Source organism: Marinobacter metalliresistant (genome assembly GCF_038098645.1).
GTDB lineage: Bacteria > Pseudomonadota > Gammaproteobacteria > Pseudomonadales > Oleiphilaceae > Marinobacter > Marinobacter metalliresistant.
The window spans coordinates 3,968,159-3,990,710 of sequence record NZ_CP101118.1 but is presented as its reverse complement, the minus strand read 5'-3'; the positions used below and the strand labels follow the sequence as shown (position 1 = coordinate 3,990,710).

The window sequence follows — 22,552 nt, the reverse complement described above, 5'->3', positions numbered from 1 at the left end:
GGGCTTTTTACAGGCTAAGGGCTCACTGGGCAGGCAGGGCCTTGATGGCATAGACATCGTAGCGGCTGCTTTTGCCCTCTATCCGTGTGGTTGGGTCCGGCCCGGCAATCGCCGGCGCCTTCCGCGGACGCTTGACCACCACCCGGTAACGGGCGCACTCCAGGGCACCCGCGAGCAGGCGTCCGGAATCGTCATCGTCGCCGACAACTGTCCGGAATACCTGCATTTCCTTTTTAACCAGGGCCGATTTATCCCGGTGCGGAAACATCGGGTCCAGATAGATTACATCGGCAGCCTCACCGCCAGCCCGTTCAAGCCAGTCGATACTGCTGCCTTCCATCAACTGCATGCGTTCAACGATCATCGCACAATCCACGTTCAGAGCGGCACGGGCCAGGCCATCCGCCAGGAGCGCATGGATAACCGGATTGCGCTCAAACAACGTTACCCGGCACCCAAGGCTGGCGAGGATAAACGCATCCTGGCCAAGCCCTGCCGTGGCATCAACAATATGCAGATTGGCGCGGGTTTTCTGCAGGCCGACAGCCCTGGCGACCAGCTGACCGGCCCCGCCGCCGTGTTCACGCCGGTAGCCCATCTTGCCGGTAACGAATTCCGCGCGCACCGGCCCGGGCGCTCCCTTGCCGGTAACTTGCAGGCCCAGGCCCTGCTCATCAAGGAACAACAGAACCGGGACATCGCGAACGTCCCTGGGCAGCACCACCCCTAAATTCTCCAGTAACAGAGACTCGGCCAGAGACTCAGCCTGAAACCTGTCCCCCAGAGGACTTCGGGCAATGGCAATGGTTTGTTGCCAGTCGGCGGGCATTACAGAAGAAGCAGAGGGATCAGACATCAGACCAGAATATCGATTCCGGCCAGGCTGCCGCCGGTGCCGGCGTCCTGACCGGCGGCCGCAACGGAAGCAAACGTGGACAGGGCTCGGGCGGCGGGCAAGGAGATTTCACCAGCCCGGAAACGTTCAAGGCGGATGTCTTCGGAGGCACGCCTGGCCTCGACCCGGCGCTCGAGACTTTCGGTGGGGGTTCGCTCACTGACCACACTCTGGCGGCCATCGGCAAGATCACGGCGAGCGGAATCGCCCGTTTTCTCTGGTGCCGAAGCGGGAGCGCGTGCGACATCACTGCGCTCGCGGACCTGGCTGTTGTTGCCCGTCTGCGAAACGACATTGTTGCCCGGATTAATGCCACCAATCATGTTCAGATACCGCCATGTTCAGATACCGCTGGCCCGATGACAGGAAAACCTGAGCTGGAAGTATGGAAGATTGTCGCCCGGAAGAAAAGGCAGCTGTTCAGTATTTACTCAGGCCTGAGTGATCGGACTGACTACCGACCGGGCAGCTTCTTCCAGGCCACTTCGTCCCGGATATACACCGGTTGGGCCTGTTCCGCCGGAACCGCCTTACCCTGCCGGTATCCGATAGCGGCCAACCGTGCAACCCAGGAGGCACGAAGCACCAGTGCTTCATCGATCGTTTCTACCTGTCCGGTTATTGCGGAGGGCATCCCGGAGCGATACTGCCAGCCCTGGCCAACGCCATACCAGTGATCGGGCCCCGACGGGAGAGCAACGTCTGAGGGAAGACAAACCTGCTCCTCTCCCAGTAAAACCGGAATGCCAGCCCGGCACTCGAAACAGCCCCAGTAGACCTCCCCCATGCGGGCATCAAAGGCCACTGCGATACCACTGTGCCCGGGAATACTGTGCCCGGGAATATCGAGGGTTTCGATCGCGCCAAGGGCAACGGCTTCAAGAGAAGAAACCGGTACCACCGGAATATCCAGACCCCATGCCAGCCCCTGTACCACCCCGGTTGCGATTCGCAGGCCGGTAAAGGAACCGGGGCCACAGGCAAACGCCAGGACATCCAGATCCTCGGGCACCAGGCCCTGCGCCAGGAGCAGCTCCCGCACCATCGGCATCAGCAGCCGGGTATGACCGCGCGGGGCAAGTTCAAAACGTTCAGAGATCTCGCCATCAACAAGAAGGGCTGCGGAGCAGCCCTCTGATGACGTATCCAGTGCCAGCAGTTTCACGTGTGTGAAAACCTCAGGTCAGGATGCCGTGGATTTACGTGAGTTCAGACAGGATCTGGTCGCGAATGCTGTCCAGGCTGCCAACACCTTCTACCCGCACGTATCTGGGTGCCGCGGCCGGCTCTTTTGATGCCCAGTCCTGGTAGTAACCGATCAGCGGTGCAGTCTGGTCGTGGTAGATTTTCAGACGCTTGCGAACCGTTTCTTCCTTGTCATCTTCACGCTGAACCAGTGGCTCACCGGTTTCATTGTCCTTGCCTTCCACCTTGGGTGGATCATATTTTACGTGGTAAATCCGGCCACTACCTTCGTGAACCCGGCGGCCGGACAGACGGCTGACGATTTCGTCGTCGTCGACAGCAATCTCGACAACATAATCAATGGCAATCCCCTGATCTTTCAGGGCCTCTGCCTGTGGAATGGTGCGGGGGAAACCGTCCAGCAGGAAGCCGTTCCTGCAATCCGGCTGCTGGATGCGCTCTTCAATCAGCGCGATGATGATGTCGTCAGACACCAGGCCGCCGGTCGCCATGACTTCCTTCACCTGCTTACCCAGCCCGGACTCGGCCTTAACCGCCGCCCGCAGCATGTCACCGGTGGAGATCTGGGGAATATCGAACCGCTCGGTTATGAACTGGGCCTGAGTTCCCTTACCTGCGCCCGGCGCGCCTAACATGATGATTCGCATAACGCTGTGCTCCCGTTTTAGTCATTATCGTTTGAAAAGCTGTGGCAAAAACCCCTGCCTTTGCGACAGCCTCTCTCATCCGGAACAGGTGTCAGCCGGAATCGGCGAGGGCGCATTATACGAAGTCAGCCACGTCAGAGAAAGTCGACCTCCGTATCATGCACCGGAAGTGCGCATTTCCCCGCAAACAACGCCAGGGTGTCAGGATGACAGGGAGCTGGCCAGGGCGTCCAGATCCGGAGCTACCCGATCCATTTCTGCCGTGAGTTCATCCAGTACATTTGGCTGCAGCCCCAGCCCCTCTACCAGCGCTGGCACATCGTCGGGATTGAATTCATCACCAATCCCACGCTCCTTGAGCAAGGCATTCGACAGCTGCACCATCAACACGTAATTTTCATGCTCTCCGTGATAGCCGGGCTGCTGATGGATACCAGCTGCCTTGATCACGGGGTCCGGCAGTTGCCACAAACGATGGAGAATCCCGCCAATGGCACCATGGCCCACAGCAAGAATTTCCTGTCCGTCCCCCTGGCCGAATACCTGCTGCTCAATGGAATGCATACTGGCTTCAGGGTTGGCTTCACGGAGCTGATTAAGCTCATCAAATTCAGCGGGAAACAGGTGCCCCACCAGCAACAGGCCGAAGTTGTGGAGCAACCCGCAGAGATAGCCAAGGCCTTTTTCAGCACCGCACCTGGGTGCAATACTCTGGCACAGGAACGCGCAATACAGTGAGTGGCGCCAGAAATTGTCCATACCCAGCAGACCCTGACGAGGCACGTCGAACGCCCGGACCGACGCGATGCCCAAGGCGATATGGGCCACGCGGTCGAAACCGAGTACCCGGGTAACGGCCTCCTGTACGGAATTGATCTGGCCCGGGTAGTTGAACAGGGCCGATCGGGCATAGCGCATAACCTGGGCCGTCAGACTCGGGTCAAACTCGATGAGCTCGGCCAGCTCGCGAGCGGTGGCTTCGGTATTTGCGGTCAGCCGGAGAATGCGCAGCGCAAGGGCCGGCATCGGTGGCAGGCGGTAGAGTTTCTGGAGTTTGTCGGCCACTTCCTCCAGGGTCAGCGCCTCACGGTTGCCGTTGCCCGGCCCGCGGATTACCAGATGCCCTTCTCTGGCACCCGCAAGCGCCAACCTGAGGGACCGGCCATCCATCTCCATCAGCGAGTGATCGGTACCGCTGGAGAAAAGCACCCGCTCGGCCTTGGCGACATCTTCATCCACCACCACCGGAAGCTCATAAGCCTGGCCAATGGGCGGTGTGAACCCCGGGTCGCAGTCCCCGAACAGGCGCATGGTCTGGCGGGCGGTCAGGGGCTGCAATCGGCGACCGGTCAACTGGTAGACCGCATCCGGGTCAAGGGAGCTGTCAAATTTGTGAACGGCCATCACCACACCGCTGATATCAATCAGCAGTGTGGCCTGGATAAAATCGGCCTGGGGGAGCCCCGAGGCAATAACCGCTGAATCCAGGCTGGTTACCGGGTCAATCGGCAACTCCTGAAAACCAATACCCTTGCGGGCAAGAAAACGCTCCAATCGTGCAGCCAGTGCCACAGCTTACTCCTGTTATCCAGCGTCAGTGGCCGAGCTACCCGGCCTCTTTCCAGCACTTTTTAGCCGGTGTTGCGCATGCCGGCCGAGATGCCAGCCATCGTGACTTTCAGGGCACGCTCCACCAACTCCGGCACTTCGCCCTTGCCTTCACTTTCCCGGTCACGTCGGAGCAACTCGGCCTGCAGATAATGCAAAGGATCCGTGTAGGGATTACGCACCCGCATGGAATGCGCGAACACCGGCTCACCTTCCAGCAAGTCGTTCTGCTCCTTGAGCTCCAGAAGCCGCTGAATGCAGCCCTGAAGCCGTATTCTCAGGCTTTTCCCGAGGGCCTTGAGTTTGTCATCGTCCAGCAACGTCTGCTCATAATAGCTGGCGATGCGCAAATCTGCCTTGGCCAGCACCATCTCCAGCATATCCACATAGGTGCGGAAGAAAGGCCAGCCATGCATCATATCCCTGAGGACCGGGAGCCGGTTATCCCGTGCCGCCTCTTCCAGCGCCACATCACTGCCCAGCCAGCTGGGCAGCATCAGCCGCATCTGGGTCCAGGCGAAAATCCAGGGAATGGCCCGCAGGCTTTCCACGCCGCCGGTCGCCTTTCTTCGCGCCGGCCGGCTTCCAAGTGCCAGTTTTCCCAACGCCTGCTCCGGCGTTACCTGGCGAAAATAAGGTACAAAGTCCGGATTCTCACGGACCACATCCCGATAGGCCTTCAGGGAGCGCTCCGTGAGCCAGTCCATGGTTTCCCGCCAGCTGTCCTCCGGCTTCGGCGGCGGCGCCAGGGTCGCTTCAATAACCGCCGTGGTGTAGAGCGTCAGGCTCTGCACCGCCAGCCTGGGCAAACCGAACTTGAAACGGATCATTTCACCCTGCTCGGTAATCCGGAAACTGCCGTTTACCGAACCCGGCGGCTGGGACAGGATGGCCCGGTTGGCCGGGCCACCACCTCGGCCCACGGTGCCACCGCGGCCGTGGAACAGAGTGAGATGCACACCATACTGGCTTGCAACGTGGGTGAGCTTTTCCTGGGCCTGATACTGCGCCCAGGCGGCCATGAGCTGACCGGCATCCTTGGAGGAATCGGAGTAACCAATCATGACTTCCTGGCGGCCCTGGCAATACTCCCGATACCACTCCACCTCATACAGCGCAGCCATGCTCTCAGGGGCACCACGCAGGTCGTCCAGGGTTTCAAACAGGGGCACCACACGCATCGGGTACTTCATTCCCGATTCCCGCAGCAGCAGAATGACGCTGAGCACATCGGAAGGCTTGCTGGCCATGGAAATCACATAGGAGCCCAGAGCCTGGGGCGTTTGCTGGGCTACGACTTCGCAGGTGGCAAGTACCTCCCCAACCGACTCCGAGGGTTCCCAGTTGCGGGGTACCAGTGGCCGCCGACCCTGGAGCTCCTGCACCAGAAACGACTGACGCTCCTGTTCAGACCAGGACAGGTAATCCCCCAGACCGACATAATCCACCATTTCTGCAACGGCTTCGGCGTGACGGGCCGCTTCCTGGCGAATATCCAGCCGAATCAGTGGCAGGCCGAAGGTGTGTGCCCGGCGAATGGTGTCCAGCAGCGGGCCGTTGGCAATCGTCTCCAGGCCGCAATCGACCAGAGACCGGTAACAAAGCTCCAGGGGCCCGGTAAAGTCCTCGTTCTCGAACAGAATACCGGTGGCATCTGCCGGTTCGCCGTTAACGCTCGCCTCGGCCCAGTCACGGGTTTTAATCAGCCAGTCACGGAGTTCGGCGAGGACATGGCGATAGGGTTCCCGGGAATCACCGGCAACTGCCTTGAGCTCATCGCTCGCCTGCCACATGGACAGTTCGGCCCGCAGCGCCTGAATATCCCGAAGATAGAGATCCGCTGCCATCCAGCGGCCCAGCAGGAAAACCTTGCGGGTCACTTTATGGGTCACGTTGGGATTGCCATCGCGGTCTCCCCCCATCCAGGACGCAATCCGGATAGGAGACGCCTGCAAGGGCAGCCCTCTATCCGTAGCCTCCTGCAAAGAAGTGTCGAGGCTTCTCAGAAACTGTGGTAACGCCTGCCAGAGGCTGTTCTCGATCACCGCAAAACCCCATTTGGCTTCATCCACGGCCGTTGGCCGCTCATGGCGAATCTCGTCGGTATGCCAGGCTTCCGTAACCAGCTGGGACAGGCGGTTGGCAATTTCCTCGCTCTCCGCGGGCATCAGGTCCTCGTGATCCAGCCTCGCCAGGCAATCCGACATTTCGTCGTATTTCATGATCAGTGTGCGGCGGGCCACTTCGGTGGGGTGAGCGGTCAGCACAAACTCGATCCGCAGATCGGCAACCCGCTGGTGGAGTTCCTCCGGGCTGACACCTCCGGTTTTCAGCCGATCGAAGACCTCACCCAGGGATTCAACCATCAGATCAGACTGATGCCCCCGTTTTCGCCTTATACCATGGTACTGCTCGGCCAGGTTGGCGAGGTTGAGAAACTGGTTGAAGGCCCGGGTAACCGGCAGGAGTTCGTCATCGCGCAGCTTACCCAGCAAGCTCACCAGCCGCTGGCCAGAGCCGCTTTCGTGCAGGCGGTCCGCTTTGGCAGCGGCCCGGATTTCCTCGATCAGCTCATAACAATCCTGCCCGGGGTGTCGTCGTATGCTCTGGCCCAGCAGCTCGCCCAACATTCGCACGTTTTCTCTGAGATCCGGATGTAGCTCAGTCACATTGGCGTCCTTTTGAATTGACGGAGGCAAAGTAAACTTACGATACTAAGGAACAGTCGAGAAAGTCTATTGGCGATTCAAGCCTGTAGCTGCAAGGAGTCATCATGAAGGTTACTGATCTGCCCAAACACTGGGAAAAGCAAAAAGAGCCCGTGGAGCGCACTCACGATTACAATTTGCGCCTTCCACTGGAGGATGCGGCACGGGTGGCTACACTGGCCGAGCTATACCCGGACCGCAGTGAGAGCGATATCCTGAACGATATGATTGGTGCGGCCCTGGACGATCTGGTTCGCCAGAGCCCGCTGAAGGACAGGCTGGAGGGAAAGGAAAAGGAAAAGTAAGTATCGACGGGCAGCGGGCTGCCCGTCAGGCTACTGATTCCAGCTGACGGGCCTTGAGGCGCTGAATGTGCTTCTGGCTCAGGCTGACAAACTTCGGAGTCAGGCCCTGATCTTCGTAGATCTCAAAACCGTCCTCGTCATAAGCCACCACCCGGGTTCCCTGAACATAGGGAAAACTGGTTTCCATCTCGTCCAGTGCTGCGGAAATCAGATCCCGCATCAGGTCCTGGGGCGACTTCATTGGATAAAGCGCTGCGAGCTTTTCGAGGCGCTTGTGATGCTGGTCAGATAACGCCATGAAATAGGCGTCCCGGGTAAGCCGACCACGAGCATGCTTGTCCCAGTAATTGACCAGATCTTTGATTTTCATGGTGCCTTCACTCCTGCATCTTATTGATGGCGCACGGCGCACGAAAACCGTGCATCCGTTTCCGGAAGTGTAGACGAAGCCGTCGGTCCGGGGGCGGGAAAATTGGTAACGGATTGTACTTACCGATCGGCCGGATTCAGCATCCGTTCCCTCCCCGCTCCACGCCTTTAACCGCCTGCCAGACGGCATCCAGCGCCTCCAGTGATTCTTCGCCCATGTCGCGGCCCTCTCGTTCAAGCACACGTTCAATCGCCCGGAAGCGGGCATCGAACTTGTGGTTGGTTCGATTGAGGGCCTGCTCAGGATTGACCCTCATGAACCGTGCCAGGTTCACGCAGACGAAAAGAAGATCACCCAGTTCATCTTCAACGGCGTCTGGATCGCCAGCGCCAGTTTGCGCCGCCTCCCATGCTTCCTTGAGCTCGTCGATTTCCTCGTGGAGCTTGTCGAAGACCGGTCCGGTATCCGGCCAGTCAAAACCGTGCCGGGCCGCCCGCTTCTGGAGCTTTTCAGCCCGGGCCATGGCCGGCAGGGTTCGGGCAATGCCGTCAAGCCGGCTGGATTGCTCGTTAGTCTCCGGGGTGGAGGCCAGTGCCCGCTCTTCCGCTTTGATGCGCTCCCAGCTTTCCCTGATCCAGGCTTCATCCGGCCGGTGATCCGGGTCGATACGGCTTTCCAGGGTGCCCTCGGGAAAGACGTGGGGGTGCCGACGCACCAGTTTCCGAACCAGGTGATCAACCACACCATCAAAGTCGAAATGCCCGTCTTCCCGACCAATCTGGGCGTAGAAGATCACCTGGAACAGCAGGTCACCCAATTCATCCTTCAGATGCGGGTAATTCTCGCGCTCAATGGCATCGGCGACTTCGTAGGCCTCCTCAAGGGTATGAGGCACAATGGTCTTGTAGGTTTGCCAGGTGTCCCATGGGCAGCCGGTCTCCGGGTCCCGGAGCCGGGCCATGAGGGTTTTCAGGTCATCAATAGTGTAGCTCATCCGCGCTTACGCCTTACATCAATGACATTGGGCAGGTTACGGATCTTCGCCAGCAGTCGAGCCAACTGCTCCAGACTGGAAATCTCTACCGTCAACAACATGGTGGCCGTATTTTCATCCTTGTTACTCAGGGTATTCAGCGCCAGCACATCACTCCTGGACGAGGACAGCACCTGGGTGATGTCCCGCAGCAATCCGGACCGGTCGTAGGCTTCAATCTCGATGTCCACCGGATAGACAGCCGCCGGTCGGCCGCCCCAGCTCACCTCGATTATCCGGTTCGGTTCAAACTCCTGCAGATTCAGGAATGTCAGGCAATCCTGACGGTGCACGGTTACCCCCCGACCCACGGTGATGTAGCCGCCAATGGCATCCCCGGGCAAGGGTTTGCAGCATTTTGCCACCTGGGTCTTCAGCTTGCCTACGCCGACAATCTGGATATCGGATTCAGTGTCGTAAGGCCTGCGCCGCTGGGTGCTGAGCTTGAGGTCCAGTTGCCCGGATTTCGGCTCCAGCATCTGCTGGGCCACGTTGGCCACATGAGTCGGGCGCAGGTCGCCGGCACCAACCGCGGCAAACATGTCCTCGGCGCTGTGGTAGTTCACTTTCTCTGCCAGCTCGCCGAGATCCACATCGTAAAGCGACAGGCGCCCGAATTCGTCCTCAAGGATGGCCCGGCCATCAATGATATTGCGGCCGCGATCCTGTTGCTTGAACCAGTGCGTTACCTTGGCCCGGGCCCGGGACGTCTGGATATAGCCGAGGCTCGGGTTCAGCCAGTCACGACTGGGGGCCGGGTTATTGGAGGTCAGGACAAACACCTGATCCCCGGTTTTCAGCGGATAGGTCAGCGGCACGATACGACTGTTCACCCGCGCTCCCCGACAGGCGTGGCCGATTTCAGTATGGACCCGATAGGCGAAATCCACCGGGGTCGCACCCTGGGGCAGATCCACCACATGGCCCTCGGGGGTGAATACATACACCCGGTCCGATGTCACATCGGACTTCAGATGGTCCGCCAGCCCGGACAGGTCGCCAAGCTCTTCCTGCCATTCAAGAACCTGGCGCAGCCAGTTGATCTTGGCATCGTAACCGGTGGACTTGTTGCTTTTGTCCGTGCCCTTGTACAACCAATGGGCGCACACACCCAGCTCCGCTTCCTCGTGCATCTTGTGGGTACGGATCTGGACCTCCATGACCTTGCCTTCCGGCCCGATCACCGCCGTGTGCAGCGACTGGTAACCGTTTTCCTTGGGATTGGCAATATAGTCATCGAACTCGTTGGGGATATGGCGCCACAGGGTATGAACGATCCCGAGCGCGGCATAGCAGTCCCGTACTTCCGGCACCAGGATTCGCACAGCACGGACATCGTACACCTGGGAAAAGTCGATACCCTTGCGCCGCATTTTCCGCCAGATGCTGTAGATGTGCTTGGCCCGGCCCGAAAGTTCGCCCTCAATTCCGAAGGCTTTCAGTTCCGTCTGGAGGGTCTTAATTACCTGCCTTATGTAGCCGTCCCGGTCAAGGCGCTTTTCATCAAGCAGCCTGGCAATCTTTTTGTAGGCGGACCCGTGCAGGTAGCGGAAGGACAGGTCCTCCAGCTCCCATTTGATGTGGCCTATGCCAAGACGATGGGCAAGCGGCGAATAGATGTCGAACACTTCCCGGGCAACGCGCATGCGCTTCTCTTCGGTGCCATTCTTGACGGCCCGGATGGCGCAGGTCCGCTCCGCGAGCTTGATCAGGGCAACGCGCACGTCATCGATCATGGTAACGAGCATCTTGCGAACGTTGTCCAGCTGGCCTTCACTCTGCCCCAGCACATTGCCCTTGAGCGGGTGATGAATGGAGGAAATCGCCGCCATTTGCTGAACGCCATTGATCAGGCCTGCGACCTCATCGCCAAATTCCTTGCGGATGTCTTCAAGCGGAACCCGTTCCTCACGAACGGACCGATACAGAATCGCGGCCACCAGACTGGCCTGGTCCAGATGCAGTTCCGCCAGCACCTGGGCCATTTCAATACCGATACGGAAACTGCTGGAACCGGGCGCCCACAGGCGATCTTCCCGGAACGCCTGCAGATCAATCTCAGCCGCCTTTTCGCAGGCTCGCCGGAACTGGTTAACGTCGTCCAGATGTGTTTGCGAGGCAATCTGGTGTACCCAGCCCTCAATATCCACCTGGCCGTCGCCGGTCATTGCGTAGTCTTCGCGAACTTTTACCATATCAGTCTTGTTGTTCCTGATGGTTCCCGCAGCCATCCCTGACGGCCCACGACATCTTCAGCCGGAATCCCGCTCGAACAGCGCGATGGATTCCACATGGGTGGTGTGGGGAAACATGTCCATCACACCCGCGCGCACCAGACGATAGCCGTTGCGCACCATCACCCCCGCATCCCGCGCCAGGGTGGCCGGATTGCAGGACACATAGACAATCCTCCGGGCCCCGAATGCCGTCAGGTACGTGCAGATTTCTTCGGCACCGGAACGGGGCGGATCAATCAGGATCTTGTCGAACCCTTCCTTTGCCCAACTTTGTCCCGTGAAATCCCCATGCAGATCGGCGCCGTGAAAAGCGACATTATCCAGACCGTTTAGTTCCGCGTTTTCCCGACCACGGACGACCATGGTCTCATCGCCTTCCACGCCAACAACCTGGCCACCCTTCCTGGCCAGCGGCAGGGTGAAGTTGCCAAGGCCGCAAAACAGATCCAGCACCCGCTCCTCTGGCTGCACATCCAGCCACTCGACAGCCCTGTGTACCATCGCCCGGTTGATGCCTGCATTGACCTGGGTAAAGTCCATGGGATGAAATTTCATGGTCAGTTTGAATTCTTCCAGCCGGTAGCTCAGACGTTCGTCATCCCGGCCAGCAGATTCAGGCCAGATCCGGTGCACGGTATCCGGCCCCTTGGGTTGCAGGTAAATATGCAAATCGTGGGCCTGACCAAAGGCAATGAGTTTTTCCCGGTCACCCGCCGAGAGCTCATCCATGTTTCGGAAAACCATCACAGCCACATCATCACCACAGGCCACTTCCACCTGGGCAATCCGGTTGTAGGCGTCCAGGTCGTGGAGCATGTCGCGCAGTGGCAGCACCCGCTCTCCAATGCGCGGATCCAGCACTGCGCAGCGATCAATGTCGGTCAGGAAGCTGTTGCGCTTCTCCCGGAAACCCACCAGAACGGATTCCCGGGCCTTCACGTAACGGACCCCCAGGCGCGCCTTACGGCGATAACCCAGGCTGCTTTCCGAGCGCAGGGGTTCGATCCACTCTTCGGGTTCAATGCCCCCGAAGTGGGCAAAATGTTCACGCAGGGTAGTTTCCTTGAACCGGATCTGGGCATCGCCACTCATGTGCTGAAGGCTGCAGCCCCCGCACAGGTCGGCGAACTCGCAGGGCGGTGCCTGGCGCTCCGGCGCGGCTTCCAACACCTGTTCGGCGCGCAGTTCATCAAATTTGCTGCGGCTGGACACCACTTTGGCGATCACCGTCTCCCCGGGCAGGGCGCCATCCACAAACTGGATTTTGCCGTCCTGACGGGCGATCCCCCGGCCGTCGTGGCTCAGGGATTCAATGTCACAGCGCACAGGCTCTTTGGGAAGAGCCTTCCTGCGTCGTCTGCTCATATTCGGGTCTCTTGGTAAAAACGGATTCAGGCGCCGGGAAACACGCCAGTCGACAGGTAGCGATCACCGCGATCACAGATAATGGCTACGATGATGGCATTTTCAACCTGTTGTGACAGTTTCAGGGCGGCGGCAATGGACCCGCCCGAGGATACCCCGCAAAAGATACCCTCTTCGGAGGCCAGGGCCCGCATGGTGGTCTCGGCTTCTTCCTGCCCGATGTCCAGCACCTGGTCCACCCGAGTGGCATCGTAGATTTTCGGCAGGTAGGCCTCGGGCCAGCGCCGGATTCCGGGGATCGAGGCGCCCTCTTTCGGCTGCAGACCGATAATGCGGATATCAGGGTTGCGCTCCTTGAGATACCGGGAAACGCCCATGATGGTGCCAGTGGTGCCCATCGAGCTGACAAAGTGCGTGACACGCCCTTCGGTCTGCTCCCAGATTTCGGGTCCGGTCGTGCGGTAATGCGCCAGTGGATTATCCTGGTTACTGAACTGGTCCAGCACCTTACCCTTGCCCTCGGCTTCCATCCTGAGGGCCAGGTCCCGGGCGGCTTCCATGCCCTCTTCTTTGGTAACCGTGACAATCTCTGCGCCATAGGCCCGCATGGAGGCCCGGCGCTCCTCACTCATGTTGGCGGGCATAATCAGCACCATACGGTAGCCCTTGATCGCTGCCGCCATCGCAAGGGCTATGCCGGTATTGCCACTGGTCGCCTCAATCAGAGTATCGCCCGGCTTGATTTCACCGCGGCGCTCCGCCTCCTGGATCATGCTGATGGCCGGGCGATCCTTTACCGAGCCGGCGGGGTTGTTACCCTCCAGCTTGGCCAGAATGATGTTGCTGGTCTCACCGGGGAGACGTTGCAGGCGAACCAGAGGGGTGTGCCCGACATAATCTTCAATGGTGGGAAAATGCATATGATAACCCTGTGGTACACTTTTGGCTTCGCATGATACGCGTTATCGCCCCGGTCTCCCAATACAGCTTCTTGCTATATCCATGACCGGTGGCTATATCCGCCACGAGATTTTCCGGGGCTGCCGGGACTGAATTAACACAGTTATCCGCGTCCGGATCATCTATTCTTAACAGGGAAGTTTTCCGCACCTGCGTGCGGACAAAGCAATAATTCAGGAACACAGTATGCGACGTTGGGGCATTCGCAAGAAAGTTTTGGTGGTAACCCTGGTTCCCACCCTTCTGACCACCTTGATGCTGGGGCTGTTTTTCACCTACAGCTGGGTCACCGATATTGAGAGTCTGCTCAGGGACCGGGGTGAATCTCTGTCACGCCAGTTGGCGGCAGGGTCGGAGTACGGTTTGTTCACCGCTAACCGGAGCCTGCTCAGCAATCTCTCCAATGCCCTTCTCGAAGAACAGGATGTCCGCTCAATCACCTTCTTTGGCAGTGACGGCTCACGACTGCTGCATACCGGGCCTGGCAGTTCCGAGACCGTGAACAGCGAAGAGCTGACCGCCGAACGTGCCACACGAATTTCCCGGGAGAACAGCACCCGCTTTATTACCCCCGTCTTCCTTCAGGATCTGATGATCGAGAGCATGATGGACCCGGATGCCCGCCAGTCCATGTCCGGCCTGCGGGAGCCCCTGGGCTGGGTCGTCGTGGAGATGTCCCACATCCGTACCGAGAAGGAGACCTACAAGGCTCTGCTGATCTCCCTGCTGCTGGTTCTGGGCGGCGTCATCCTCAGTATGGCGATTGCCCTGAGGCTCAGCCGGGCCTTCACCAATCCGGTGTTTGAACTGAATGCAGCCGTTGCCAAACTCAAGGAAGGAAGGCTGGACACCCGTATCCATACCGGAGCCGGCCCTGAATTCGAGCAGCTCGAATCCGGGCTCAATGCCATGGCTGAAGAGCTGAGCAAAGCCCAGGCCGAGATGCAGCAGAATGTCGACCAGGCTACCGGGGACCTGCGTGAGACCCTGGAAACCATCGAGATCCAGAATATTGAACTGGACTTCGCACGGAAGGAGGCCCTGGAAGCCAGCCGGATCAAGTCGGAATTTCTGGCCAATATGTCCCACGAAATCCGCACCCCCCTCAATGGCATTATCGGCTTCACCGAACTGTTGCTGAAAAGCCCGCTGCCAAGGCAGCAGAGGGACCATCTGAGCACCATCCGCAAGTCTTCTGAAATACTGCTCACCATCATCAACGACATTCTGGACTTCTCCAAGATCGAGGCCGGCAAACTGATACTCGACCGTGTACCCTTCCAGTTAAGGGACATTGTCGAAGAGGTCATGGTCATGCTCGCGCCCGCGGCCCACGCCAAAAACCTGGACCTGGTGCCTCTGGTCTATAACGATGTGCCGGACAACATCATGGGCGACCCGTTGCGAGTCAAACAGGTCATCACCAACCTGGTGAATAACGCCATCAAGTTTACCCAGACGGGTGAAGTGGTGCTCCGCGCAAGCCTGGAAGAAGAAGAGAAAGACACCAATCGGGTCACCCTCCGCCTGAGCATTTCCGATTCCGGCGTGGGCCTTTCCCGGGCCCAGCAGCAGTCCCTGTTCAATGCCTTCAGCCAGGCAGACGCGTCCACTGCCCGCCAGTATGGCGGTACCGGTCTCGGCCTGGCCATCTCCAAACGGCTGGTGGAGGAGATGGGCGGCAGGATCGGCCTTGAGAGCGAACTGGGCAAGGGCTCAACCTTCTGGTTTACCCTGACATCGGAGCTGGCAACCAGTGGTGAAGCCATCGCGCCGAGGGATGCGCTGCAAGGTGAGCGGGTTATCTACCTTGAACAACAGAAGACCACGGGCCTGGCGGTAGAACACCTGTTACGGGACTGGGGCATGGTGGTTGACCGGGTGGAATCCCCGGGTGCCCTGCAGGAGCAGATTGAGGAAGCCCAGAAAAGCCAGACCGGTTATGCCGCGGCCATCGTTGGTATTACCCGCCATCTGCTCAATTCCAGCCAGTACTGCGGGCTTGTACGCACCCTGGAAATCGAACGGGATTGCCGGACCCTGCTGCTGACACCAACGCTCGAAACCCATGACACCCCGCTCTCCGGGCTGGCCAGTGGCCACCTGACCAAACCGGTGTGCCGGGACGCCCTGTACGACGAGCTATTGCTTCTGGTGCATGGCATCAACTCGGCGGGACGCACCACTGTGGAATATGAAACTGGCGGCCATCGGCTGTCCACTGGCAACGTACCCAGGGTACTCGCCGTGGATGACAACGACGCCAACCTGAAACTGGTCCTTACCCTGCTCGAAGACTGCCAGCTCGAAGCCGAAGGCGCCTCCAGCGGATTTGAAGCCCTCAGCAAGGCCAGACAAAAACCCTTCGACCTGGTATTCATGGACCTTCAGATGCCTGGAATGGATGGCGTGGAGACGACAGCCAGATTACGGGAGATGGATACCGGGAGTCCCCGCACGCCGATCATTGCGCTCACAGCGCATGCTCTTGCCGACGAACAGCAAAGGCTGACCAGGCAGGGATTCGACGGCTATATGCCGAAACCCATCAGCAGCAGCCAGCTCACCGAAATTATTCACGAGTACACCGGCTATGTCTGCCCGGGCATGGCCGGCCCGGGGCGCACCCGGATACCGGAAGTCCGGGACACCCGCCGCGCCCTGCGTCCGTCAACGCGCCAGATGCAACAGGACTGCGTGAGTGTTGATGAGAGCATTCAGTTGGCGGCTGGCAAAGCTGACCTGGCCGAGGAACTGTTCAGTATGCTGCTGGAGCAGGTCCACGTAGATCTGGAGCGGGTATCAGAACTCTGGGTAAATCAGAGCATGGATGAGCTGCTGGAGTGTGTTCACAAGCTCCATGGCGCTACCCGCTACTGCGGTGTTCCGGAACTCCGGGCCGCGGCCAATCGGCTGGAAACAGCCATCAAGTGCTCCGCACCCGATCTGGAACACCGGAAAGACCAGCTGCTTTCCGCCATGGAGCGCCTGCAGATCTGGAGCGAACAGACCGACTGGCAGCAGCTGTTTCGCGAACGGCACCAGGCGGCTGAAACCTCTTGATCAGGCCCGGCTCCGGGCCTGATCAAGAATGGCTTTCATGTCGCGGACAGCCTCTTTCAGGCCGGCAAAGACGGCCCGGGCGATAATGGCATGGCCAATATTCAGCTCGTTGATGCCCTGAATAGCCGCCACCCGCTCGGTGTTGTGATAGTGCAGGCCATGGCCCGCATTCACAATCAGCCCCTTCTTGCGCGCGTAGGCGGCGGCCTCGGCGATAGTCCTGAAGGTGGCATCCTCGGCCTCGGCAGTGCCGGCTTCCGCATATTCGCCCGTATGCAGCTCCACCACCGGGGCGCCACAGCGAACCGCAGCATCAATTTGCACCGGATCTGGAGCAATAAAAAGTGACACCTCGGCGCCGATCCGGGCGAGGCGCTCACAGGCCTTCGCCACCCTGGTTTCCTGGCCATCGACATCGAGGCCGCCCTCGGTGGTCAGCTCTTCCCGCTTTTCAGGCACCAGACAAACACACTCCGGCCGCACCTGCTCGGCAAACGCCAGCATGGCATCGGTAACGGCCATTTCAAGGTTCATCCTGGTCTGCAGTACTTCTTTCAGGAGCAGCACGTCCCGGTCCTGGATATGGCGCCGGTCTTCCCTCGGATGGATGGTGATGCCATCAGCACCCGCCTCCTCGGCCATCAGCGCCGCCTGTACCGGGTCCGGATACCGGGTCCCCCTCGCCTGCCGGAGGGTGGCAACGTGATCAATATTGACGCCAAGCAAAACTCTAGGATTCATGTGATTCTCCCCGAAGGTGAGTGAAAAGGCTGCGACTGTTCAGGGGCCGCCCCTGCAGAAGGTAGTCGGTGAGCACGCGCATAACCCGCTTGGACACCCGGCGGCAGGCGCCGGATTCGAAATCCTCCCGGGCCAGGGCCAATAACACGTCCCCCGGCAGATTTTGCAGGCGTACTCCGGGCGAGCCCCCGGACACAATGCCCTGTTCCGGATCATAACAATACTGCTGGCCGGCCTCGATGGATTGCCCCGTGTCAGTGGCGACATCCCAGGCAAAGTCGTAGCCCAGGGCCGAAGCAAACGCCAGTTCGAACCGACGGAGCACCGGCTCGACGTCGGTTGTGCCGGAGAGCTGGTCGATGGCATCGATATAGGCCGCAAACAGGGTCGGGTGTGGATCAGCAGCCGGAAGAACCCGCTGCAGCAGCTCATTCAGGTAAAGTCCGCTGTACAGGGAAATAGTCCGCCTCAACGCCGGGCCACTGCGCACATCAACCTCGGTAAGCGTTTTCAGGTCGCCCCGACCGACCCAGTTCATAACCAACGGCTGGAACGGCTGGAGCTGGGCTTTCAGGGGACTTTTGGTGCTGTTGGCGCCCCTGGCGATCACGGTCATACGGCCGTGATTCAGGGTGAACACATCAACCATAAGGCTGGTTTCCCGCCATGGGCGGCGGTGAAGGACATAGGCGGGCTCCTGCAACTCAGGCCCTGTCATACCCGCCTCAGAGGTCGTTCATGCCCAGGCTCTTGAGGGCCCGGTCGCTGTCTGCCCAGCCACGCTTTACCTTCACCCAGAGCCGCAGCATGATTTTGCTGTCAAACATACGCTCCATATCGGCACGCGCCTCCTGGCCGATACGGCGCATCCGCTCGCCCCTGTCGCCGATCATGATCTTTTTCTGCCCTTCACGTTCTACCAGAATGAGCGCAGAGATGTGAAGGGTCCTGCCCTCGCGCCTGAACTCCTCAATCTCTACCGCCACCGAGTACGGCAGCTCCGCACCCAGTTGGCGGGTGATCTTTTCCCGGACAATTTCCGAAGCAAGAAAGCGCTCGCTGCGATCGGTGATCTGGTCATCGGGATAGAAATGGATGCTCTCCGGCAGGTAACGCCCGACGGCCTCTTCCAGAGGCTGCAGATTGGTCTCCTTCAGGGCGGAAAGCGGAATGATCTCGGCAAACTCGCGCTTTTTTGAGAGCATGTCCAGGTGAGGCAGCAGGCTTTCCCGCTTTCCGATCTTGTCGACCTTGTTGACCGCCAGGATAACCGGGCATTTCAGCGTGCTGAGTTTCTCCAGCACCAGCTCATCGGCGGTGGTCCAGGCCAGCTGATCCACCACGAACACCACCACATCCACGTCAATCAATGCCGACGTGGCCGCCTTGTTCATATAGCGGTTCAGGGCCCGGGGCTCATCTTCATGCATGCCCGGCGTATCCACATAAATCGCCTGGACCGGCCCGACGGTCTTGATGCCAAGCACCTGATGCCGCGTGGTCTGGGGCTTGCGGGAGGTAATGCTCAGTTTCTGCCCGAGAATGTGATTCAGCAACGTGGATTTACCCACGTTCGGACGACCGACGATGGCCACAAAACCGCAGCGACTGTCCGGGTTCTCAGGACGGGTGATATCGTTCATTACTGGTTCTCCACGCCCAGTTCTTTCAGGGCGTTACGGGCCGCCTGCTGCTCCGCCACGCGGCGGCTGCTGCCGGTCCCGGTGGTTTTTCGGTCCAGCGAAGGCAACGCACAGGATACGTGAAAGGTTTGGTTGTGGGCTTCGCCGTCCACGGAAATCACATCATACAGCGGCAGCGGAAACTGCCGGGACTGAAGGTACTCCTGCAGACGGGTTTTCGGGTCTTTCTGGGTGTCCTGAAGATCCAGTTTTTCCAGGCGGTGTTCGAACCAGCGCAGCACCTGCTCACGGCAGGTGTGGAAATCGCTGTCCAGATAGATGGCACCAATGATGGACTCCACCGCATCGGCCAAAATCGATTCCCGCCGGAACCCCCCGCTTTTCAGTTCCCCGGACCCCAGACGCAGGTAATTACCGAGCTGGAACTCCCGGCCGATTTCCGCCAGTGTGACGCCTTTGACCATGCGGGCACGAAGCCGGCTCAGCTGCCCTTCCCGGGCTTTTTCAAAATGACGGAACAGGTATTCGGCAATGACCATGTTCACAATGGAATCACCGAGGAACTCAAGGCGCTCGTTATTCTGGTTCCCGTAACTCCGGTGGGTAAGCGCCAGCAAAAGCCGCTCAGGCGATTGGAACTGATAGCCGATGCGGCGCTGCAACTGATCCAGATCCGGTTGTGAACTCACTTGCCCTTCATCTCATATTCATGCTTGAAGTGGACGACGGTATCCACGTTACTGAACAGGTTATTGCGCACTTCGTAATCAACATTGATCACAACGAACTCGCCGTTTTTCTCGACGGTGATATTCTTGGCATCAAAGCCCCGGACATTGTTCACACTTAGGCGCTTGTTAATCAGCGTGCGAACCTGAGCAGCCCCCATCTCCGACAGGCCCTCGGTACCATCAAGGCTTTCCAGCGCTTCCTGGATGGTAATGTCGTCCAGGTAAATGGGACCGAGCTTGATCACCAGAGTCAGCAAACCACCAAAAAACAGCACCATGACCATCATCGTCAATGCCGAGGCACCCCTTTGACGGCCCATGCCGGAAAGATTGTTTTTCTTCATTATGCCTGCACTCCAGATAGTCCGAGTTACTCGATTCCGCCCACACGATCAAAGGATGGCAGACTGGTAAGGGATTTCCAGTGCATCCAGATTGCAAAGGCCTTGCCGACTACCAGCTCATCAGGGACCATGCCCCAGTAGCGGCTGTCGTTGCTGTTGTCACGATTATCGCCCATGACAAAGTAGTGGCCCTCGGGCACCTGCCATTCCCCTTCACCACTTCCACCGGGGCGGCCCAGGGTCAGGTAGATGTCGTGTTCAACCTCACCCAGATCTTCCCGGCGCAACTCCACAGGGGGCAGTCTTGCAACAAATCGGCTCTCCACAGGCTCGCCATTGATAAACAGCTGTTTGTCTTTGTAACGAATGCGGTCACCTGGCTCGCCAATGACCCGTTTTATGTAGTTGGTCTCACCATCTTTCGGGTACTTGAACACCATTACATCGCCCCGCCGAGGATCGTCAACGGTAAGGACTTTGGTGCCCGCGACGGGCAACCGAAGCCCGTAAGCGTATTTGTTCACCAGAATAAAATCCCCGACCTCAAGCGTTGGCAGCATGGAGCCGGACGGAATCTGGAATGGTTCCACCAGAAAGGACCGAAGGACCAGTACAATCGCCAGCACCGGGAAAAAGGAGCGGCTGAGATCAACCAGGTAGGGCTCTTTGGGCTCTTCTTCCTCGACGGCTGAGCCGCCTGCGGCATTGCCACTGGCACGGGAACCAGCGAGGCGACGCTCTCGAAGAAACAGCTTGTCCGCCAGCCAGATCAAACCCGTTGCGAAGGTCAGTACTACCAGAACCAGGGGAAAATCGATATCCATCCAGGGGCCTTTTAGTTATCCACTTTCAGTACGGCAAGAAACGCTTCCTGAGGCACCTCGACATTGCCCAGCTGCTTCATACGCTTTTTACCTTCTTTCTGCTTCTGCAGCAGTTTCTTCTTCCGGCTGACGTCGCCACCATAACACTTGGCGGTTACATTCTTGCGCAGCGCCTTCACCGTAACCCGCGATACTACCTGGTTTCCGATGGCGGCCTGAATGGCAATATCAAACATCTGCCGAGGAATCAGTTCCTTCATTTTCTCGATCAGCTGACGCCCCTTACGATGCGCCTGCTCCTTATGAACAATCAGTGCCAGCGCATCCACGCGCTCACCGTTGATCAGCACATCCAGCCGCACCAGACTGGCTTGCTGGAAACGGGTGAAATGGTAATCCAGTGACGCAAAACCACGGCTGGCAGACTTGATCCGGTCGAAAAAATCCATCACCACTTCCGCCATGGGCAGCTCATAGGTCAGCTGAACCTGGGTTGACATGAAGTGCATGTTCTTCTGAACGCCCCGCTTCTCCTCACACAGGGCAATCACGTTACCGAGGTGCTCCTGGGGCACCAGAATGTTCGCTTCCACCATCGGCTCTCGCATTTCTTCAATAGAACCAATATCCGGAAGGCTTGAGGGATTGTCCACCGACAAGATCTCACCCTGTTTGGTAACCACCTCATAGATCACCGTGGGAGCGGTGGTAATCAGGTCGATATCGTATTCCCGTTCCAGCCGATCCTGGATGATTTCCATGTGCAACATACCGAGAAAACCGCACCGGAAACCAAAACCAAGGGCGTCTGAGCTCTCTGGCTCGAAGAACAGGGAGGCGTCATTCAGGGTCAGTTTCTCCAGCGCATCCCGGAAATCGTTGTAGTCGTCCGCGCTCACCGGGAACAGACCGGCGTATACCTGCGGCTTGACCTTCTTGAAACCGGGCAGCATGGGTGTTTCAGCAGCGAACTTCTGGTGCACGATGGTATCGCCGACCGGCGCACCATGAATATCCTTGATACCGGCAACGACAAAGCCGACGTCGCCGGCTTCCAGCACGTCGGTATCGGTTGGCTTGGGATTGAATATCCCGACCTTGTCCGCGTTCCAGGCTTTGCCGGTGGATTTGATGACGATCCTGTCGCCCTTTTTCAGGGTTCCTTCAGTCACCCTGACCAGGGATACAACACCCAGGTAATTATCGAACCACGAATCAATGATCAGCGCTTGCAGAGGCGCGCTGCGATCGCCTTTGGGGGGCGGAATCTTTTTGATCAGGTCTTCCAGCACATCGTCAACGCCCATGCCGCTTTTGGCGCTGCAACGCACTGCCTCAGACGCCTCGATACCAATGATGTCTTCAATTTCCGCAGCCACCCGCTCCGGCTCGGCCTGGGGCAGATCCATTTTGTTCAGGACCGGCACCACTTCCAGTCCCTGTTCAATGGCGGTATAGCAGTTGGCCACCGACTGGGCTTCCACACCCTGCCCGGCGTCCACCACCAGCAACGCCCCTTCGCAGGCGTAAAGCGAGCGTGACACTTCGTAGGAGAAATCCACATGCCCCGGGGTGTCGATAAAATTCAGCTTGTATTCCTGACCATCCCGGGCTGTGTAATTGAGCGTGACACTCTGGGCCTTGATGGTAATCCCTCGCTCACGCTCAAGATCCATGGAGTCCAGGACCTGTTCGGCCATTTCACGGTCGGTCAGGCCACCACAGATCTGGATGAAACGGTCTGCAAGCGTGGATTTACCGTGGTCGATGTGGGCGATAATGGAAAAGTTACGGATTCGGCTCAGTTCAGTCACAGACAATGAATACTCAGTTAAGACGAAGGATTGAGCCCGGAGAGGCCGCTACCCGGTT

The 22,552-nt window shown here is 58.8% G+C and carries 20 protein-coding genes; 2 read left to right on the top strand and 18 right to left on the bottom strand.

Going from position 1 to position 22,552, the window contains the following annotated elements; genetic code table 11:
- Positions 1-22: 22 nt before the first annotated feature.
- From NLK58_RS18635 to ppc, 6 genes are all read right to left on the bottom strand, one after another.
- A complete protein-coding gene (locus NLK58_RS18635; protein ID WP_117619820.1) occupies positions 23-856 on the bottom strand; it encodes a class I SAM-dependent methyltransferase in 834 nt (277 codons plus the stop codon).
- A complete protein-coding gene (locus NLK58_RS18630) occupies positions 856-1,218 on the bottom strand; it encodes a UDP pyrophosphate phosphatase (protein ID WP_341581434.1) in 363 nt (120 codons plus the stop codon). The genes NLK58_RS18635 and NLK58_RS18630 overlap by 1 nt, the downstream gene beginning before the upstream one ends.
- A 131-nt stretch (positions 1,219-1,349) precedes the next feature.
- Positions 1,350-2,060: a tRNA (adenosine(37)-N6)-threonylcarbamoyltransferase complex dimerization subunit type 1 TsaB gene (gene tsaB / locus NLK58_RS18625; RefSeq protein ID WP_341581433.1), complete on the bottom strand. Its 711-nt coding sequence runs from the start codon at positions 2,058-2,060 to the stop codon at positions 1,350-1,352.
- Positions 2,061-2,094: 34 nt separating this feature from the next.
- Entirely contained in the window at positions 2,095-2,748 is a 654-nt protein-coding gene (gene adk / locus NLK58_RS18620) for an adenylate kinase (protein WP_117619817.1), read from the bottom strand.
- A gap of 201 nt (positions 2,749-2,949) precedes the next feature.
- On the bottom strand, positions 2,950-4,320 hold the full coding sequence (locus NLK58_RS18615) for an HDOD domain-containing protein (protein WP_117619816.1): 1,371 nt from the start codon (positions 4,318-4,320) through the stop codon (positions 2,950-2,952).
- Between the two features lie 59 nt (positions 4,321-4,379).
- Entirely contained in the window at positions 4,380-7,025 is a 2,646-nt protein-coding gene (ppc, locus tag NLK58_RS18610; RefSeq protein ID WP_341581432.1) for a phosphoenolpyruvate carboxylase, read from the bottom strand.
- 104 nt (positions 7,026-7,129) lie between these two features.
- Between ppc and NLK58_RS18605 the strand changes: the two genes are divergently transcribed.
- Positions 7,130-7,369: a hypothetical protein gene (locus tag NLK58_RS18605; protein ID WP_117619814.1), complete on the top strand. Its 240-nt coding sequence runs from the start codon at positions 7,130-7,132 to the stop codon at positions 7,367-7,369.
- A gap of 25 nt (positions 7,370-7,394) precedes the next feature.
- Here NLK58_RS18605 and NLK58_RS18600 read toward each other — a convergent pair whose 3' ends face one another.
- The 5 genes from NLK58_RS18600 to cysM form a co-directional block, all read right to left on the bottom strand.
- Positions 7,395-7,739 (bottom strand): pilin assembly protein, encoded by a 345-nt coding sequence (locus NLK58_RS18600; protein ID WP_117619813.1) that lies wholly within the window; start codon positions 7,737-7,739, stop codon positions 7,395-7,397.
- A 136-nt stretch (positions 7,740-7,875) separates the two neighbouring features.
- Entirely contained in the window at positions 7,876-8,733 is an 858-nt protein-coding gene (mazG, locus tag NLK58_RS18595) for a nucleoside triphosphate pyrophosphohydrolase (protein ID WP_341581431.1), read from the bottom strand.
- Positions 8,730-10,967, bottom strand: coding sequence for a GTP diphosphokinase (gene relA / locus NLK58_RS18590; RefSeq protein ID WP_117619811.1), 2,238 nt, complete (start codon positions 10,965-10,967; stop codon positions 8,730-8,732). The genes mazG and relA overlap by 4 nt, the downstream gene beginning before the upstream one ends.
- A 57-nt stretch (positions 10,968-11,024) precedes the next feature.
- Complete coding sequence (gene rlmD, locus NLK58_RS18585; protein ID WP_117619810.1) at positions 11,025-12,374, bottom strand: 23S rRNA (uracil(1939)-C(5))-methyltransferase RlmD; 1,350 nt, start codon at positions 12,372-12,374, stop codon at positions 11,025-11,027.
- A gap of 26 nt (positions 12,375-12,400) precedes the next feature.
- Complete coding sequence (cysM, locus tag NLK58_RS18580; protein WP_117619809.1) at positions 12,401-13,294, bottom strand: cysteine synthase CysM; 894 nt, start codon at positions 13,292-13,294, stop codon at positions 12,401-12,403.
- A gap of 226 nt (positions 13,295-13,520) precedes the next feature.
- Here cysM and NLK58_RS18575 point away from each other — a divergent pair, with 226 nt between their 5' ends.
- Positions 13,521-16,397: an ATP-binding protein gene (locus NLK58_RS18575; protein WP_117619808.1), complete on the top strand. Its 2,877-nt coding sequence runs from the start codon at positions 13,521-13,523 to the stop codon at positions 16,395-16,397.
- Here NLK58_RS18575 and pdxJ read toward each other — a convergent pair whose 3' ends face one another.
- From pdxJ to lepA, 7 genes are read right to left on the bottom strand one after another with little or no spacing between them, the layout of a single operon-like run.
- The gene (gene pdxJ / locus NLK58_RS18570; RefSeq protein ID WP_341581430.1) at positions 16,398-17,138 is read right to left on the bottom strand and encodes a pyridoxine 5'-phosphate synthase; all 741 of its coding nucleotides are present in this window, start codon (positions 17,136-17,138) and stop codon (positions 16,398-16,400) included.
- Positions 17,128-17,856 carry a DNA repair protein RecO gene (recO, locus tag NLK58_RS18565; protein WP_117619806.1) on the bottom strand — a complete coding sequence of 243 codons (729 nt, stop codon included), beginning with the start codon at positions 17,854-17,856 and terminating at the stop codon, positions 17,128-17,130. The genes pdxJ and recO overlap by 11 nt, the downstream gene beginning before the upstream one ends.
- Before the next feature lie 7 nt (positions 17,857-17,863).
- Complete coding sequence (gene era, locus NLK58_RS18560; protein WP_117619805.1) at positions 17,864-18,781, bottom strand: GTPase Era; 918 nt, start codon at positions 18,779-18,781, stop codon at positions 17,864-17,866.
- The gene (rnc, locus tag NLK58_RS18555; protein ID WP_117619804.1) at positions 18,781-19,470 is read right to left on the bottom strand and encodes a ribonuclease III; all 690 of its coding nucleotides are present in this window, start codon (positions 19,468-19,470) and stop codon (positions 18,781-18,783) included. Before rnc ends, era begins: the two co-directional genes overlap by 1 nt.
- Positions 19,467-19,856, bottom strand: a complete 390-nt coding sequence (locus NLK58_RS18550; RefSeq protein ID WP_117619803.1) for a DUF4845 domain-containing protein — start codon at positions 19,854-19,856, stop codon at positions 19,467-19,469. Before NLK58_RS18550 ends, rnc begins: the two co-directional genes overlap by 4 nt.
- A 26-nt stretch (positions 19,857-19,882) precedes the next feature.
- The gene (gene lepB / locus NLK58_RS18545) at positions 19,883-20,680 is read right to left on the bottom strand and encodes a signal peptidase I (protein WP_117619802.1); all 798 of its coding nucleotides are present in this window, start codon (positions 20,678-20,680) and stop codon (positions 19,883-19,885) included.
- Between the two features lie 11 nt (positions 20,681-20,691).
- Positions 20,692-22,494 (bottom strand): translation elongation factor 4, encoded by a 1,803-nt coding sequence (gene lepA, locus NLK58_RS18540; protein WP_341581429.1) that lies wholly within the window; start codon positions 22,492-22,494, stop codon positions 20,692-20,694.
- Positions 22,495-22,552: the final 58 nt, after the last annotated feature.

Coding starts and splice junctions, on each gene's coding strand:
- NLK58_RS18605 (WP_117619814.1), top strand. CDS start 7,130: ATGAAGGTTACTGATCTGCCCAAACACTGGGAAAAGCAAAAAGAGCCC.
- NLK58_RS18575 (WP_117619808.1), top strand. CDS start 13,521: ATGCGACGTTGGGGCATTCGCAAGAAAGTTTTGGTGGTAACCCTGGTT.
- NLK58_RS18635 (WP_117619820.1), bottom strand. CDS start 856: ATGTCTGATCCCTCTGCTTCTTCTGTAATGCCCGCCGACTGGCAACAA.
- NLK58_RS18550 (WP_117619803.1), bottom strand. CDS start 19,856: ATGAAGAAAAACAATCTTTCCGGCATGGGCCGTCAAAGGGGTGCCTCG.
- lepB (WP_117619802.1), bottom strand. CDS start 20,680: ATGGATATCGATTTTCCCCTGGTTCTGGTAGTACTGACCTTCGCAACG.
- cysM (WP_117619809.1), bottom strand. CDS start 13,294: ATGCATTTTCCCACCATTGAAGATTATGTCGGGCACACCCCTCTGGTT.
- era (WP_117619805.1), bottom strand. CDS start 18,781: ATGAACGATATCACCCGTCCTGAGAACCCGGACAGTCGCTGCGGTTTT.
- NLK58_RS18600 (WP_117619813.1), bottom strand. CDS start 7,739: ATGAAAATCAAAGATCTGGTCAATTACTGGGACAAGCATGCTCGTGGT.
- rlmD (WP_117619810.1), bottom strand. CDS start 12,374: ATGAGCAGACGACGCAGGAAGGCTCTTCCCAAAGAGCCTGTGCGCTGT.
- recO (WP_117619806.1), bottom strand. CDS start 17,856: ATGACAGGGCCTGAGTTGCAGGAGCCCGCCTATGTCCTTCACCGCCGC.
- relA (WP_117619811.1), bottom strand. CDS start 10,967: ATGGTAAAAGTTCGCGAAGACTACGCAATGACCGGCGACGGCCAGGTG.
- mazG (WP_341581431.1), bottom strand. CDS start 8,733: ATGAGCTACACTATTGATGACCTGAAAACCCTCATGGCCCGGCTCCGG.
- pdxJ (WP_341581430.1), bottom strand. CDS start 17,138: ATGAATCCTAGAGTTTTGCTTGGCGTCAATATTGATCACGTTGCCACC.
- NLK58_RS18630 (WP_341581434.1), bottom strand. CDS start 1,218: ATGATTGGTGGCATTAATCCGGGCAACAATGTCGTTTCGCAGACGGGC.
- adk (WP_117619817.1), bottom strand. CDS start 2,748: ATGCGAATCATCATGTTAGGCGCGCCGGGCGCAGGTAAGGGAACTCAG.